Below are 14,994 nucleotides of genomic sequence, written 5' to 3'. Positions count from 1 at the left end.
CCGGCCCCGGGGCCGGTACGGAGCAGGAGCCGGAACGGTCCTCGAAGCTCTCGGCCCGCCTCGCGCTGGCGCTCACGGTGGTCATCGGCCAGCTCTGGGGGCTGACCATCGTGGTGGACGAGTGGATGTCCGGGAACACCGGCACGGCCTGGTGGGGTGCGGGCTTCCTCGTCCTGTCGTTCCTGGTGGTCCTCGGCCTCTGGCTGATCGACCCGAAAGACCGCTGATCAGAGGGGTACGGGGCGGGTGAGCGGGCGTAGTCTGGAGAGATGAGCACCGCCCCCGCCCACGGCCCGCGAGACGCGAAGCAGCCCGGCCTGACGCCCAGTCCCGAGAACACTCCGAAGAAGCCGGTACTCGTCTTCGACGATCCGCTGGACCAGCAATCCGCGGACGACACGGACCGCGGGTGGGGTGAGCGGCCTCCAGCCGGCGGCGACAGCGCCGCCGACCTCGCGCGCTTCCTCGACGAGAAGCCGCCGCACCACCTCTGAAACCGGCCCACCGCGCCGGTCAGGAGGTGGAGTGCGCCCCCGCGTTCCCACCGCCGACGACCCCGGTGCCCGGGTGCGTGTTGTTCACGGACGGGACGCGCTGGGAGACCAGGTGGTCGCGGATCTCCTTGAGCACCTCCAGCTCGCTGACCTCCATGACCTCCTCGACGCCCTCCTTCGCCTTCTCGTGCGCGGCGCGCTTGGCGAGGATCTTCGCCATCGGCAGCACCATGAGGAAGTAGACGACGGCCGCGGTGATCAGGAAGCTCAGCACCGCGCTGAGGACCAGGCCCCACTGGATCTGGACACCCTGCATCTCGCCGTTGACCACCACGCACTCGCCCTTGATGCAGGACGCGTAGCTCTCCAGGTCCTTGGTGCCGAAGGCGCCGACGATCGGGTTGATGATGCCCTTGACCACCGAGTTCACGATGTTCGTGAAGGCCGCACCGATGACGACCGCCACCGCCAGGTCGATCACGTTGCCCCGCATCAGGAAGGCCTTGAAGCCTCCCAGCAAACTTTCCTTCTTCTCGGCCACCGAGGTGCCTTTCGTCGCGTGCTAAATCGCGTGTGAAGTCGCGTGTACCGCTGTGTGCGGAGCCATTAGGCCGTGAACGGCACAGAGGCGTCCAATCCGTACACACGGGACGGTGACTTGACAGTGAGTCAGTGCGAATCAGCACACCGTCACCGCCAGTTGGGACGTGACGCCGGCACCTGCCAGCACCGCCGCCGTCGACCGCGGCACGGACAGGACGACGAGCGCCCCTCCGTCCGAACGAGTCTCGCCCGGCCGCGGAACTTCGGCCACTCGGGCGCCCGTCGCGACCACCCGCGCCTCACCCTCCCCGCCCAGCGGCGAGTTGGGCGCGGCGATCACGTCGACCCGGTCGCCGGGCCGCAGCAGCCGTACGGTCGCGGCGTCGGCGATCCGTACCGGCGCGGACACCAGGGGCACGGCGGCGGGCGGCCGCGCGCGAGCGGGCGCCGACGGAGGGGGTGCGGCCGGGGCGGCGCCCGTGCTCGCGACGGCCAGCGCGCCCGCCGTCAGGGCCAGGAGCAGCGCCGGTGCGCGCCGCCCCCGCCGGAGCGCCCTCCGCAGCCGGTGCGGGGCGCCCCCGACCCGTAGCGGCTCGAACGCCGGCACCGTGCAAAGGGGAGGGACGGAGGAAGGGGAGGTCGTCGTCATGCGCATGGGGGTGCCGCCTGTCCTGGTCGGGAACGGGATGTGCTCCCACTCTCCCGACTCCGCCACCACCCCGCTCCCGCCTGGGGACCACCCCGCACCTGTGGACAACTCGCCCACTCCCCGGGGTGGTTTGCGGCAGCCCACTCCCCGGGGTGGTTTACGGCAGCCCGGTCCCCAGGCTGGTTTGCGGCAGCCCGGCCCCCAGGCTGGTTTACGGCAGCCCGATCCCCAGGTCCCAGCCGTCGTGCGCCCGCATGCACAGGCAGTCCCGGTCCGCCGTCGCCGGCAGGGCCCCCACCGCGTCGAAGAGCACCTCCCGCAGCCGCCCCACGTTCTCGCCGAACACCCGCAGCACCTCGGTGTGGGAGACGCCCTCGCCGGTCTCGGCGCCCGCGTCCAGGTCGGTGACGAGCGCGAGCGAGGTGTAGCAGAGGCCCAGCTCGCGGGCGAGGACGGCCTCGGGGTGCCCGGTCATGCCGACCACGGACCAGCCGGCGGCGGCGTGCCACCGAGACTCGGCGCGGGTGGAGAAGCGGGGCCCTTCGACGACGACCATCGTGCCGCCGTCCACCGGCTCCCAGCCGTGTCCCCGGGCGGCCTTGACCGCGACCCGCCGCCCGTCCGGGCAGTAGGGGTCGGCGAAGGTCACGTGGACGACGTTCGGCACGGCCCCGTCGGCCCGCCGCTCCCCGTCGAAGTAGGTCTGCGCCCGGCTCTTCGTGCGGTCGACGAGCTGGTCGGGTACGACGAGCGTGCCGGGCCCGTACTCCTCGCGCAGTCCGCCGACGGCGCAGGGCCCGAGGACCTGCCGTACGCCCACGGAGCGGAGCGCCCAGAGGTTGGCGCGGTAGTTGATCCGGTGCGGCGGGACGGTGTGGCCGCGGCCGTGCCGGGGGAGGAAGGCGACCCGCCGGCCGGCGACCTCGCCGAGGAAGAGGGAGTCGCTGGGGCTGCCGTACGGGGTGTCGACGGACACCTCCGTGACGTCCTCCAGGAACGAGTAGAAGCCGGAGCCGCCGATCACGCCGATGTCCGCGTACACGTCATGGTTCGCCATGGCGGTCAGCCTATGCACCGCGTACGGAAACGCCGAGGGCCCCGTCGCACGCGGCGACGGGGCCCAAAGGCAGGACGACGGATCAGGCGGCCGAGCTTCCGGTGCTCGACGAGGACGTCGAGGAGGAGGAAGAGGACGCGGTCGACGCGGCCGGCTTCGCGTCCGAGGAGGACGAGGAAGACGCGGACGAAGAGGTCGACGACGAGGACTTCGACGAGGCCGGCGAGCTGCTGGACGACGAACCGCGGCTGTCGTTCCGGTAGAAGCCGGAGCCCTTGAAGACGATGCCGACGGCCGAGAACACCTTCTTCAGGCGTCCGTGGCAGCTGGGGCACTCGGTCAGGGCGTCATCGGTGAACTTCTGCACCGCCTCGAGGCCTTCGCCGCACTCGGTGCACTGGTACTGGTAGGTCGGCACTTGACTTCCTCCTGGCACTCACACTCATCGAGTGCTAACGACGATCCATAGTGACGTATTCCGCTGGCTCAGTCCACCGCCACCGGCACTCGGTGACCGATACCACGTGCCGCGACCCGGCTCGCCTCGCGCGGCTTCAGCCGCGAGCGCAGGGCGAGCAGCGTGGTCAGGGCGAGGGCCGTGCCCGCCATCGGCACCAGGAATCCGGTGCTCGCGCCGTGGGCGTCGGCGAGGCGGCCGGCGACCGTGACGGCCGCGGCCTGGCCGAGCGCGACGGCGCCGGTGAGCCAGGTGAAGGCCTCGGTACGGGCCGAGGCCGGGATCAGGGTCTCGACGATGGTGTAGCCGGTGATCAGGGCGGGGGCGATGCACAGGCCGACGACCAGGCCCAGGGCGCCGAGGAGCAGCACCGAGTGCGCGGTCCACAGCAGGGAGGCGGCGGCGGTGAGGCCCGCGTAGCCCAGGATCAGGCGGCGGTGGGGGCCGCTCTTCCAGGCGACGGCGCCCATGGCGATGCCCGCGAGCATGTTGCCGGCGGCGAAGATCCCGTACAGCAGGCCGTTGGCGCCGGGGTTGCCGATCTCCTCGGTGAAGGCGGTGAGGGAGACCTGCATGCCGCCGAAGACGGAGCCGATGCCGAGGAAGGCGACGATCAGGACGCGGACGCCGGGGACGGAGAGCGCCGAGCGGTGGGGCTCGACGGAGGTGGCCGCGGCGATCCCGTACGCGGGCTGGGTGGCGCGCTGCGCGGCGAAGAACAGGCCGCCGACGAGGGTGAGGGCGGCTTCGGCGATCAGGCCGGCGGCCGGGTGGACGCCGGTGCACAGGGCGGTGGCGAGGACGGGGCCGACGACGAAGGTGAACTCGTCCGTGACGGATTCGAAGGCGGCGGCCGTCGGCATCAGCGGGGTGCCGTCCAGCTTGGCGGCCCAGCGGGCCCGGACCATCGGACCGACCTGGGGCACGGAGGCGCCGGCGGGGACGGCGGCCAGGAACAGCGCCCAGATCGGGGCGCCGGCCAGGGCGAGCGCGACGAGCAGCGAGACGGAGGCGGCGTGGACGAGGACGCCGGGGACCAGGACGGCGCGCTGGCCGAAGCGGTCGGCGAGCTTGCCGCTCTGCGGGGCGAACAGTGCCATGGAGACGCCGGTGACGGCGGCGACCGCGCCGGCGCTGCCGAAGGAGCCGGTGGTGTGCTGCACGAGCAGGACGATGCCGATGGTCAGCATCGCGAAGGGCTGCCGGGCGGCGAAGCCGGGGAGCAGGAAGGACAGTGCACCGGGTGTGCGCAGCAGCTGCCCGTAGCCGGGCCGCTTGTCCGTGATGACCGTGGACGCCACGGTCCTTGCCTTTCTGCCGCCTGGTAGCGCGCCCCTGCACGGTGGTGCGGGTGTCGCCGAGAGCTGTCCTCATGCGCGTTACTGCGGTAGATACCGGGCCGGCCCCACTGCGGAGGGGCGCCACGGCCGCCATACGGTCGCGCCAGCTCTGCGTCAGGCAGAGTTGGTTCGATCAGGTGTGCCTTCATGGTACAGGGAAGAGCGTCTTCCCGCCTGGGAAAACGCTCCCGCACCTGAATTAATGCCTGGGATTAACCGGAAGTTTTCTTCTGTCCAGCGCTGCCCGGCAGATGGAAGCGCCCCGTGGCGGCCGGCGCCGAGGCCGCCGTCGCGCCCCCGGTCCCGAGCCAGCCGGCGAGCTTGCCGCCCTGGCCGACGGCCCGCAGGCGTCGCTCGGTGGCGTCCCGTACGGGGTCGGTGGCGACCACGAGGAGTTCGTCGCCGTGCCGCAGGACGGTCGCGGGCCCCGGTACGAAGCTGGCGTCCTCCCGTACGACGAGGGTGACCGCGGCTCCGGCCGGGAGGCGCAGCTCGGCGACCTCGACGCCGTGCATCCGGGAGCGCTCCGGGATGGCGACGGAGAGCAGGTGTCCGCGCAGCCGCTCCAGGGGTGCGGACTCGACGCCGAGGTCGGCGGCCTCGGCGGCGTCGCCCAGCTTGAGTGCCTTGGCCAGCCAGGGCAGCGTCGGGCCCTGGACGAGGGTGTAGACGACGACGAGGACGAAGACGATGTTGAAGATCCGCTCGCTGCCCTCGATCTTCGACACCATCGGGATGGTGGCGAGGATGATGGGGACGGCTCCGCGCAGGCCGGCCCAGGACATCAGGGCCTGCTCCTGCCAGGGGATCCGGAAGGGCAGCAGGCTGACCAGGACCTCCATGGGCCGGGCGACCACCGTCAGGACGAGGCCGATGACGACGGCGGGCCAGAAGTCGTGGCCGAGCTCGTGCGGGGTGACGAGCAGGCCGAGCAGGACGAACATGCCGATCTGGGCGATCCAGCCGAGTCCCTCGGCGAAGCCGCGGTTCGCGGGCGCGTGGGGCAGCTTGGCGTTGCCGAGGACCATCGAGGCCAGGTAGACGGCGAGGAAGCCGGAGCCGTGGGCCATGGCGCCGGCGGCGTACGCGACGACGGCGATGGCCATGACGGCGATCGGGTACAGGCCGGAGGCGGGCAGCGCGACGTGCTTGAGGCCGTAGGCGCCGACGAAGCCGACGGCGAGGCCGACGGCGACGCCGATGGCGAGTTCGAGGGCGATCTCGGCGACGAGCAGGTACCAGTGGTCGACCGGTCCGACCGTGGAGAAGGCGACGACGAGGATGACGACGGGGGCGTCGTTGAAGCCGGACTCGGCCTCCAGGACACCGGTGACCCGTGAGGGGAGGGGCACCTTGCGCAGTACGGAGAAGACGGCCGCGGCGTCGGTGGAGGACACGACGGCGCCGATGATCAGGGCCTGCCGCCAGTCGAGGCCGACGAGGTAGTGGGCGCCGGCGGCGGTGATGCCGACGCTGACGGCGACGCCGACGGTGGAGAGGACGACCGCGGCGGGCAGCGCCGGCTTGATCTCCTTCCACTTCGTGCCGAGACCGCCCTCGGCGAGGATCACGACGAGGGCGGCGTAGCCGATGACCTGCGTGAGTTCCGCGTTGTCGAAGGCGACGTTGCCGATGCCGTCCTGCCCGATCGCGACGCCGATGCCCAGGTAGAGCAGGAGGCTGGGGAGCCCGCTCCGGGAGGAGATCCGCACGGCCGCGACGGCCACGAGCAGGACGAGGGAGCAGACGAGCAGGAGTTCGTTGAGCTGGTGGACAGTCAGTGGCCGTTCCTTCCCCTCACGTGCGGCTGGATCGTTCCTCCAGCGGCAAGGTACTTCGTTACCTTACCTAATCTTTAACGCTTTCTTGACGCGCTCTTTGCGTTCACTCGCTCATCAGTACGGTTCTCTTCCTGACACCGAGTCCGGGCCGTCCGGACGCTGCGCCTAAGGTTGCTCCCGTACTCCAGGACCACCCTGCCCCTCGAAGGACAGCGATGCCCTCCAACACGTCCGCGCCCCCCGGCAAGAAGACCGCCAAGAAGAAAGGGCGGCGCGCCCGCCTGATCCTCGTCCTCCTGGTCCTCGCACTGGTCGCGGGCATCGGCTTCGGCGGTTACTGGGGCGTCAGCACCGTCCGGGCCTCGTTCCCGCAGACGACCGGCGAGATCCGCCTCGACAACCTCTCCGCCGACGTCGAGGTGAAGCGGGACGCGAACGGCGTCCCGCAGATCTACGCCGACAACGAGACGGACCTCTTCCGCGCCCAGGGCTACGTCCAGGCGCAGGACCGGTTCTACGAGATGGACGTCCGCCGGCACGTGACCGCGGGCCGGCTCTCCGAGATGTTCGGCGAGAGCCAGGTCGACACCGACGCCTTCCTGCGCACCCTCGGCTGGCGCCGGGTCGCGCAGGAGGAGTACGACAAGGTCCTGTCGCCGGAGACGAAGAAGTACCTCAAGGCGTACGCGGAGGGCGTCAACGCCTATCTGAAGGACCGCGCCCCGAAGGACGTCTCCGTCGAGTACGCGGCGCTCGCCCTCACCAACGACTACGCGATCGAGCCGTGGACCCCCGTCGACTCGGTGGCCTGGCTCAAGGCGATGGCCTGGGACCTGCGCGGCAACATGCAGGACGAGATCGACCGCTCGCTGATGACGAGCCGGCTGAGCGCGAAGCAGATCAAGCAGCTGTACCCGGAGTACCCGTACGCGCTCCACCAGCCGATCGTCGACAAGGGCGCGGTCGGCGACGACGGGAAGTTCGACCCGAAGGCCGACGCGACCGAGGGCGACGGGACGACCACCGGGGACACCCCGGGCACGGGTCCGGGCGGCTCCTCCGGTTCCTCCGGCGGTGTGTCCTCCCAGCTCGGGGCCCTCTCCGAGGTCCTCGACACCGTCCCCGCCCTGCTCGGCCCGAACGGCAACGGCATCGGCTCGAACTCCTGGGTCGTCGCCGGCAAGTACACGACCTCCGGCAAGCCGCTCCTCGCCAACGACCCGCACCTCGCGCCCCAGCTGCCGTCCCTCTGGTACCAGATGGGCCTGCACTGCCGCTCGGTCTCGGAGACCTGCCGCTACGACGTCGCCGGCTACACCTTCTCCGGCATGCCCGGCGTGATCATCGGCCACAACGACAAGATCGCCTGGGGCCTCACCAACCTCGGCGCCGACGTGACCGACCTCTACCTGGAGAAGATCGGCCCCGACGGCTACCTCGTCGACGGCAAGGTCAAGCCCTTCACCAGCCGCGAGGAGACCATCAAGGTCGCCGGCGGCACCGACCGCAAGATCACCGTCCGCTCCACCGGGCACGGACCGCTCGTCTCCGACCGCTCCTCCGAACTGGAGAAGGTCGGCCAGAAGGCCCCCGTCGGCAACGCCGCCCCCGACCGCGGCACCGGCTACGGCGTCTCCCTCCAGTGGACCGCGCTCCAGCCCGGCCACTCGATGGACGCGATCTTCGCGATCGACCGCGCCAAGGACTTCACCACCTTCCGGGCCGCCGCCAAGAACTTCGAGGTGCCGTCCCAGAACCTGATCTACGCCGACGCCGAGGGCAACATCGGCTACCAGTCCCCGGGCAAGATCCCGCAGCGCGCCACGGGCGACGGCACCCTGCCCGCGCCCGGCTGGGACTCCAAGTACCGGTGGAAGGGCTACATCCCCTTCGAGAAGCTGCCGTACGAGTACAACCCGGAGCGCGGCTACATCGTCACCGCCAACCAGGCCGTGATCGACCAGAAGACCTACCCCGACCTGCTCACCAAGGACTGGGGCTACGGCTCGCGCAGCCAGCGGATCAACGACCTCATCGAGTCGAAGATCAAGGACGGCGGCAAGATCTCGCCGGACGACATGCGGACCATGCAGACCGACAACCGCAGCGAGATCGCGACCCTGCTCAACCCGCTGCTCCTGAAGATCGACATCGCCGACCCGCAGGTCCGCGAGGCGCAGAAGCTCCTGGAGGGCTGGGACTACACCCAGGATCCCGACTCGGCCGCCGCCGCCTACTTCAACGCGGTCTGGCGCAACGTCCTCAAGCTCGCCTTCGGGAACAAGCTGCCCAAGGAGCTGCGCGCCGAGGGCGACTGCATCAGCGTCCGCCCGGCCGACGCCACCGGCCCGGTCGACGAGCAGAACAGGCTCGTCCGCGAGTGCGGCCAGCGCGACCCCGACTCGGCGCAGCCGGACGGCGGCGACCGCTGGTACGAGGTGGTCCGCCCGCTGCTCAAGCAGGAGAAGAACGAGTGGTGGACGACCCCCGGCAACCGCCTGGACCCGGCCACCGAGACCCGTGACCAGCTGCTCGCCCGCGCCATGAAGGACGCCCGCTGGGAGCTGACCGCCAAGCTCGGCAAGGACGTCTCCACCTGGAGCTGGGGCCGGCTGCACCAGCTGACCCTGAAGAACCAGACCCTCGGCACCGCCGGACCCGACGTCGTGCAGAAGCTCCTCAACCGCGGCCCGTGGAACCTGGGCGGCGGCGAGGCGGCGGTCGACGCCACCGGCTGGAACGCGGCCGGCGGCTACGAGGTCATCTGGGTGCCGTCGATGCGGATGGTCGTCAACGTCGGCGACTGGGACAAGTCCCGGTGGGTCAACCTGACCGGCGCCTCCGGGCACGCCTTCCACTCGAACTACACCGACCAGACGGACACCTGGGCGAAGGGCGAGCTGTACGACTGGGCCTACGGCAAGGCGGCGGTCGACGCGGCGGCGAAGGACACACTCACGCTGAAGCCCTGATCCAGGGGCGGAATCGGATGACCCCCTCCGGGGTCACCACCGCGTGCACGGGGTGGTCGTGCGGTTCCTCCGGGACCCGCGTGACCACCTCGTCCGCGTAGAGGAGCACCACCAGGGCCGGATCCACGCCCGCGCGTGCGAGGCGGGCGAGGACCCGGTCGTACGAGCCGCCGCCCCGCCCGAGCCGCATCCCGCGCCCGTCGACGGCGAGGCCCGGCAGCAGCACGGCGTCGGCCGCGCACACCGCCTCGGGGCCGAGCCGGGGCCCGGTCGGCTCCAGGAGGCCGCGGCCGGCCTTCGTCAGCGCTTCCCGTCCCTCGTAAGCCGCCCAGTCCAGGTCGTTGTCGGGCAGCAGGACGGGGAGCAGGACCCGCACCCCGCGCGCGTGGAGGGCGTCGAGCAGTGCGCGCGTGCCCGGTTCGCGGCCCACCGACGCATAGGCGGCGACGGTGGCGGCCCCGGAGAGTTCGGCCAGTTCCATTCCGTGTTGGGCGAGGGATTCGGCGGCGTCCTCAATGACGACGGGGGCCAGTACGGCGCGGGCACCCAGAAGTCGGCTGCGCAGCACGGTCTTTTCGGACATCTCCGGATTCATGACAGCCTTCTGTGCGTTCGTGAAATTCTCGTAACTGTCTTTATGTCAAGAAAGTTAACCGAAGTCACATCTTCTTCTCATTCCGAACGACTAAGGTTCTCCGCATGAATCAGTCGCTCCCCAGGCTCGGCCGGATCAGCAAGGCTGTCATCCCCGCCGCCGGTCTCGGTACACGCTTCCTTCCGGCGACCAAGGCGACGCCGAAGGAGATGCTGCCGGTCGTCGACAAGCCGGCCATCCAGTACGTCGTCGAGGAGGCCGTCGCGGCCGGCCTCTCCGACGTCCTGATGATCACCGGCCGGAACAAGCGTCCCCTGGAGGACCACTTCGACCGGAACTACGAGCTGGAGGAGGCGCTGATCCGGAAGGGCGACGAAGAACGCCTCTCCAAGGTCCAGGAGTCCAGCGACCTGGCCACCATGCACTACGTCCGCCAGGGCGCCCCGCGCGGCCTCGGCCACGCCGTGCTCTGCGCCGCCCCGCACGTCGGCGACCAGCCCTTCGCGGTGCTCCTCGGCGACGACCTGATCGACCCGCGCGACCCGCTGCTCGCGCGGATGGTGGAGGTCCAGGAGCGGGAGGGCGGCAGCGTGATCGCCCTCATGGAGGTCGAGCCCTCGCAGATCCACCTCTACGGCTGCGCGGCGGTCGAGCCGACCGCCGACTCGGACGTCGTGCAGGTGACGGACCTGGTCGAGAAGCCGGATCCGGGCGAGGCGCCCAGCAATTACGCGATCATCGGCCGTTACGTACTGGATCCGGCCGTCTTCGACACCCTGCGGGACACCGAGCCGGGCCGCGGCGGAGAGATCCAGCTGACCGACGCCCTGCAGAAACTCGCCTCGGACGAGAAGATCGGCGGCCCGGTGCACGGTGTCGTGTTCAAGGGCCGCCGCTATGACACCGGCGACCGCGGCGACTATCTGCGTGCCATTGTCAGACTCGCGTGCGAACGTGAAGATCTGGGACCGGACTTCCGGGCCTGGCTCCGGAGATACGTCAGCGAGGAGATGTAGCACCTTGAGCAGCAGCACGGCACACGAGCACGACCACGAGCACGCGGCAGGCGCGGCCGACCCCTGCGCGGGCCCGGCCCGCGGCCTGTGGTCGGTGGACGAGCACCTCGCCGACATCCTCGCGACGGTCTCCCCGCTCGAACCGATCGAGCTGCAACTCCTCGACGCCCAGGGCTGCGTCCTCGTCGAGGACGTGACGGTGCGGGTCGCGCTGCCCCCCTTCGACAACAGCTCCATGGACGGGTACGCGGTCCGGGTCGCCGACGTCGCCGGTGCCACCGAGGAGTTCCCCGCCGTCCTCACCGTCATCGGCGACGTCGCCGCGGGCGCGGGCGGCCTGCCCGAGGTCGGCCCCGGCGAGGCCGCCCGGATCATGACCGGCGCCCCGCTGCCGCCCGGCGCCGAGGCCGTCGTCCCCGTCGAGTGGACCGACGGCGGTACGGGCGGGGGCGCGGCCACCGGCATGACCGCCGCGAGCACCGCCCCCGAGGGCGCAGCCGGCGAGGTCCGGGTCCACCGCTCCGCCGAGGCCGGTGCCCACGTCCGCAGGGCCGGCAGCGACGTACGGGCCGGGGAGCTCGCCCTCGCGGCGGGCACGGTCCTCGGGCCGCCGCAGATCGGCCTGCTCGCCGCCATCGGCCGCGGCACGGTGAAGGTCCGCCCCCGCCCCCGGGTCGTCGTCCTGTCCACCGGCAGCGAGCTCGTCCAGCCCGGCGAGCCGCTGGGCGAGGGCCAGATCCACGACTCCAACAGCTTCGCGCTCGCCGCCGCCGCCCGGGACGCCGGCGCCCTGGCCTACCGGGTGGGGGCCGTCGCCGACGACGCGGAGTCGCTGCGCGCCACCATCGAGGACCAGCTCATCCGGGCCGACCTGATCGTGACCACCGGCGGGGTGAGCGTCGGCGCGTACGACGTGGTGAAGGAGGCGCTGACCGCCGACGGGCAGGTCGACTTCCGCAAGCTGGCCATGCAGCCGGGCAAGCCGCAGGGCTTCGGCGCGGTCGGCGCCGAGCAGATCCCGCTGCTCGCCCTGCCGGGCAATCCGGTCTCGTCGTACGTCTCCTTCGAGCTGTTCGTACGGCCCGCGATCCGGGCCCTGATGGGCGTCGAGGACCTGCACCGGCCCACGGTGCGGGCGGTCCTCGGCGCCGACAAGGCACTGTCGTCCCCGGCCGGCCGCCGCCAGTTCCTGCGCGGCACGTACGACCGGGAGGCGGGCACCGTCACACCCGTGGGCGGTGCCGGCTCCCACCTGATCGCGGCCCTCGCGCACGCCGACTGCCTGCTCGTGGTCCCGGAGGAGGCGGAGAGCGTGGAGCCGGGCGCCGAGCTGGAAGTGGTCCTCCTGGGCTGAGGGGGCGACGCTGGGGGTACGGTGTCGTCCTTCACACAGCGACCGGGAGTGTCACGGCCATGAGCACGCAGCAAGGTCTCACCCACATCGACGAGGCGGGCGCGGCCCGCATGGTCGACGTATCGGCGAAGGACGTCACGTCCCGCACCGCCCGCGCCAGCGGGCGGGTCCTCGTCTCGCCGCGCGTGATCGAGCTGCTGCGCGGCGAGGGCGTCCCGAAGGGCGACGCGCTGGCCACCGCCCGCATCGCCGGGATCATGGGCGCGAAGAAGACCCCGGACCTCATCCCGCTCTGCCACCCGCTGGCCGTCTCGGGCGTCACCCTGGACCTGGCGGTCACGGACGACGCGGTCGAGATCCTGGCGACGGTGAAGACCACGGACCGCACGGGCGTCGAGATGGAGGCCCTCACGGCGGTCTCGGTGGCGGCCCTGACCGTCGTCGACATGATCAAGGCGGTCGACAAGGGCGCGGTCATCTCCGACGTACGGGTGGAGGAGAAGACGGGCGGCAAGTCGGGCCACTGGACGAGGGCCGAGGCGTGACGCGCGCGGGCCGGGTGGCCGGCACGCACGAGGAGCACGTGGAGCCCGCCCCCGAGGAGGTCCCGGCCGCTGCCTACCGCGCTCTCGTCGTCACGGCCTCCAACCGGGCTTCGGCGGGGGTGTACGAGGACAAGGGCGGTCCGCTGATCGCCGAGGGCCTGACCCGGATGCGCTTCGCCGTGGACGGCCCGCAGGTCGTCCCGGACGGGGCGCCCGTCGAGGCGGCCCTGCGCGCCGGGGTCGCCGCCGGGTACGACGTGATCGTGACGACCGGCGGCACGGGCATCTCGCCCACGGACGAGACCCCCGAGGTCACCCGCCGGGTCCTCGACCGCGAGATCCCGGGCATCCCGGAGGCGATCCGCGCGTACGGCCGCGAGAAGGTCCCGACGGCGGCGCTCTCGCGAGGTCTGGCCGGGGTCGCGGGCGGCACGCTGATCGTGAACCTGCCGGGGTCCCCGGGCGGGGTGCGCGACGGGCTCGCCGTCCTGGAGCCGCTCCTGCGCCATGCCGTCGACCAGATCCGCGGCGGCGACCACCCGAGAGCGTCGTGATCTCGTCCTGGCCGGCGGTCCTCGTCGACGGCGAGGTGGTGCTCCGACCGATAAGGATGCGCGACCAGGCGGCCTGGCGCGAGGTGAACCGGCGCAACCGCGAGTGGCTGCGGCCCTGGGAGGCGACGGTTCCGCCGGCACCTCCGGGCGCGCCCGTCGCCCAGCGCCCCACGTACCGTCAGATGGTGCGCCACCTGAGGTCGGAGGCGAACGCCGGGCGGATGCTGCCGTTCGTGATCGAGTACCGGGGGCGGCTCGTCGGCCAGTTGACGGTGGCCGGGATCACCTGGGGCTCGATGTGCTCGGGGCACGTGGGGTACTGGGTGGACAGCGAGGTGGCCGGGCGCGGGGTGATGCCGACGGCGGTCGCGCTCGCCGTCGACCACTGCTTCCGGGTGGTCGGGCTGCACCGCATGGAGGTGTGCATCCGTCCGGAGAACGGCCCTTCGCGCCGGGTGGTGGAGAAGCTCGGCTTCCGCGAGGAGGGGCTGCGGCCCCGCTACCTCCACATCGACGGCGCGTGGCGGGACCACCTGGTGTTCGCGCTGACGGCGGAGGAGGTGCCGGAGGGGCTCCTGAGGCGCTACCGCCAATCAAGAATGCAATAAGTGTTCGAATTAAATCGCCAGTTGGCGGTCAATCGATCTGAACAATCACAAAAAAGTTCAGTGATATCAGCCAGATCGTGCGACACACCGGGCCAATTGGCCGATGCGTGTTACAGAACCCCTCTACCGTGTGAGGCGTGAGCAGCAGCGGCCTCATCTACGCAGTCATCGTCGGGGCCTGGGCCGCCTACTTGGTGCCGATGTGGCTCCGCAGGCAGGACGAGCTGAACGAAGCCCGTCCGACGGAACGCTTCAGCACCGCCATCCGGCTGCTTTCCGGACGGGCGGGCATGGAGCGTCGGTACGCCAAGGAGCTCAAGGAGCGGGACCGTACGGCGCAGGGACCGACGCCCGACGTGGACCCGGACGCGGAGACCGAGCATCTGAGCTCGGTCGACGTCCGGGCCTTCTCCGCGCCCGCGGCCAGGACGGAAGCGCGCCTGGAACTCCCGGAACCCGACCCGGAACCGGCGCCGAACCCCGCACCGGCCCGCCCCGCCCCGGGCGCCGCCGAGCGCGCCCGCCGCGGCAAGGTCCTCGCGCGGCGCCGCCGGGTCACCACGCTCCTCTTCGCCGCCTTCACCCTCGGGGCGGTCGTCGCGGCCGTCGGCGGCGTCGCCTTCCTGTGGGCCCCGGCGGTCCCCGCCCTGCTCCTCAGCGCGTACATCGTGCACCTGCGGGTCCAGGAGCGCCGGCGCTTCGTGTACGTGATGGACCGGCGCCGCGCCGAAGCGGCCGCCGCCCGGCTGCGCGAGAGCCGCCGCCCGGCCCCGACGCCGGAACCGGAGGCCGACTCGACCCCCGCCCCGGCGGTCTCCCCGCAGGAGGCGGACCGGCGCGCCCTGGTCGAGCAGACCGACCACGCCGAGTGGGTGGACCAGCAGCGCGAGCGCGGCCCGGCCCGCGGCGACAGCTGGGACCCGGTCCCGGTGCCGCTCCCCACGTACGTCACCGCCCCGGTCGCCCCGCGCGCCACGAACGGCATCGACATCACGGACCCGGAGACCTGGAGCGCGGCCCGCTCCTCCA

At 71.7% G+C, this 14,994-nt stretch carries 15 protein-coding genes and 1 pseudogene; 9 read left to right on the top strand and 7 right to left on the bottom strand.

Annotated elements, in window-relative coordinates:
- Together CCN56_RS26895 and CCN56_RS26890 are read left to right on the top strand one after the other, a co-directional pair.
- Window positions 1-227: pseudogene (locus tag CCN56_RS26895) on the top strand (hypothetical protein); the annotation flags it as partial.
- A 42-nt stretch (window positions 228-269) separates the two neighbouring features.
- Entirely contained in the window at window positions 270-494 is a 225-nt protein-coding gene (locus CCN56_RS26890; protein ID WP_086830551.1) for a hypothetical protein, read from the top strand.
- 19 nt (window positions 495-513) lie between these two features.
- On the opposite strand, the gene mscL is transcribed toward CCN56_RS26890, so the two are convergent.
- The 6 genes from mscL to CCN56_RS26860 form a co-directional block, all read right to left on the bottom strand.
- Window positions 514-1,035, bottom strand: a complete 522-nt coding sequence (gene mscL / locus CCN56_RS26885; RefSeq protein ID WP_256962167.1) for a large conductance mechanosensitive channel protein MscL — start codon at window positions 1,033-1,035, stop codon at window positions 514-516.
- Window positions 1,036-1,173: 138 nt separating this feature from the next.
- Window positions 1,174-1,644, bottom strand: coding sequence for a hypothetical protein (locus CCN56_RS44935; protein ID WP_256962166.1), 471 nt, complete (start codon window positions 1,642-1,644; stop codon window positions 1,174-1,176).
- 253 nt (window positions 1,645-1,897) lie between these two features.
- Entirely contained in the window at window positions 1,898-2,743 is an 846-nt protein-coding gene (locus CCN56_RS26875; protein WP_086830550.1) for an S-methyl-5'-thioadenosine phosphorylase, read from the bottom strand.
- 82 nt (window positions 2,744-2,825) lie between these two features.
- On the bottom strand, window positions 2,826-3,161 hold the full coding sequence (locus CCN56_RS26870) for an FmdB family zinc ribbon protein (RefSeq protein ID WP_086830549.1): 336 nt from the start codon (window positions 3,159-3,161) through the stop codon (window positions 2,826-2,828).
- Between the two features lie 68 nt (window positions 3,162-3,229).
- The gene (locus CCN56_RS26865) at window positions 3,230-4,501 is read right to left on the bottom strand and encodes an MFS transporter (protein ID WP_086830548.1); all 1,272 of its coding nucleotides are present in this window, start codon (window positions 4,499-4,501) and stop codon (window positions 3,230-3,232) included.
- 251 nt (window positions 4,502-4,752) lie between these two features.
- Window positions 4,753-6,321 carry a potassium/proton antiporter gene (locus tag CCN56_RS26860; protein ID WP_256962168.1) on the bottom strand — a complete coding sequence of 523 codons (1,569 nt, stop codon included), beginning with the start codon at window positions 6,319-6,321 and terminating at the stop codon, window positions 4,753-4,755.
- A 215-nt stretch (window positions 6,322-6,536) separates the two neighbouring features.
- On the opposite strand from CCN56_RS26860, the gene CCN56_RS26855 reads away from it, so the two are divergent.
- Complete coding sequence (locus CCN56_RS26855) at window positions 6,537-9,293, top strand: penicillin acylase family protein (RefSeq protein ID WP_086830547.1); 2,757 nt, start codon at window positions 6,537-6,539, stop codon at window positions 9,291-9,293.
- On the opposite strand, the gene CCN56_RS26850 is transcribed toward CCN56_RS26855, so the two are convergent.
- A complete protein-coding gene (locus tag CCN56_RS26850; protein ID WP_086830546.1) occupies window positions 9,277-9,888 on the bottom strand; it encodes a 5-formyltetrahydrofolate cyclo-ligase in 612 nt (203 codons plus the stop codon). The genes CCN56_RS26855 and CCN56_RS26850 overlap by 17 nt on opposite strands.
- A gap of 104 nt (window positions 9,889-9,992) precedes the next feature.
- On the opposite strand from CCN56_RS26850, the gene galU reads away from it, so the two are divergent.
- From galU to glpR, 6 genes are all read left to right on the top strand, one after another.
- The gene (gene galU, locus CCN56_RS26845; RefSeq protein WP_086830545.1) at window positions 9,993-10,904 is read left to right on the top strand and encodes a UTP--glucose-1-phosphate uridylyltransferase GalU; all 912 of its coding nucleotides are present in this window, start codon (window positions 9,993-9,995) and stop codon (window positions 10,902-10,904) included.
- Window positions 10,905-10,989: 85 nt separating this feature from the next.
- Window positions 10,990-12,258 carry a gephyrin-like molybdotransferase Glp gene (gene glp / locus CCN56_RS26840; RefSeq protein ID WP_179199993.1) on the top strand — a complete coding sequence of 423 codons (1,269 nt, stop codon included), beginning with the start codon at window positions 10,990-10,992 and terminating at the stop codon, window positions 12,256-12,258.
- A gap of 59 nt (window positions 12,259-12,317) precedes the next feature.
- Window positions 12,318-12,803, top strand: a complete 486-nt coding sequence (gene moaC, locus CCN56_RS26835) for a cyclic pyranopterin monophosphate synthase MoaC (RefSeq protein WP_030546596.1) — start codon at window positions 12,318-12,320, stop codon at window positions 12,801-12,803.
- Between the two features lie 38 nt (window positions 12,804-12,841).
- Window positions 12,842-13,357 (top strand): molybdenum cofactor biosynthesis protein B, encoded by a 516-nt coding sequence (locus CCN56_RS26830; RefSeq protein ID WP_086830552.1) that lies wholly within the window; start codon window positions 12,842-12,844, stop codon window positions 13,355-13,357.
- On the top strand, window positions 13,354-13,965 hold the full coding sequence (locus tag CCN56_RS26825) for a GNAT family N-acetyltransferase (RefSeq protein ID WP_086830543.1): 612 nt from the start codon (window positions 13,354-13,356) through the stop codon (window positions 13,963-13,965). The genes CCN56_RS26830 and CCN56_RS26825 overlap by 4 nt, the downstream gene beginning before the upstream one ends.
- 137 nt (window positions 13,966-14,102) lie before the next feature.
- Window positions 14,103-14,994 (top strand): gephyrin-like molybdotransferase receptor GlpR (gene glpR, locus CCN56_RS26820; RefSeq protein ID WP_086830542.1); only part of this gene is annotated, 892 nt, incomplete at its 3' end.

Origin of the sequence: Streptomyces sp. NRRL B-24572, from assembly GCF_002156145.1 — a bacterium.
Lineage (GTDB): Bacteria > Actinomycetota > Actinomycetes > Streptomycetales > Streptomycetaceae > Streptomyces > Streptomyces vietnamensis.
Note: the sequence above shows the minus strand (reverse complement) of the source record. Positions and strands in the feature narration are given on the sequence as shown.

What these genes read in the sequence shown, in the direction of transcription:
- CCN56_RS26890 (WP_086830551.1), top strand. Translation starts at nt 270, where the DNA reads ATGAGCACCGCCCCCGCCCACGGCCCGCGAGACGCGAAGCAGCCCGGC.
- CCN56_RS26875 (WP_086830550.1), bottom strand. Translation starts at nt 2,743, where the DNA reads ATGGCGAACCATGACGTGTACGCGGACATCGGCGTGATCGGCGGCTCC.
- CCN56_RS26855 (WP_086830547.1), top strand. Translation starts at nt 6,537, where the DNA reads ATGCCCTCCAACACGTCCGCGCCCCCCGGCAAGAAGACCGCCAAGAAG.
- CCN56_RS26850 (WP_086830546.1), bottom strand. Translation starts at nt 9,888, where the DNA reads ATGAATCCGGAGATGTCCGAAAAGACCGTGCTGCGCAGCCGACTTCTG.
- galU (WP_086830545.1), top strand. Translation starts at nt 9,993, where the DNA reads ATGAATCAGTCGCTCCCCAGGCTCGGCCGGATCAGCAAGGCTGTCATC.
- moaC (WP_030546596.1), top strand. Translation starts at nt 12,318, where the DNA reads ATGAGCACGCAGCAAGGTCTCACCCACATCGACGAGGCGGGCGCGGCC.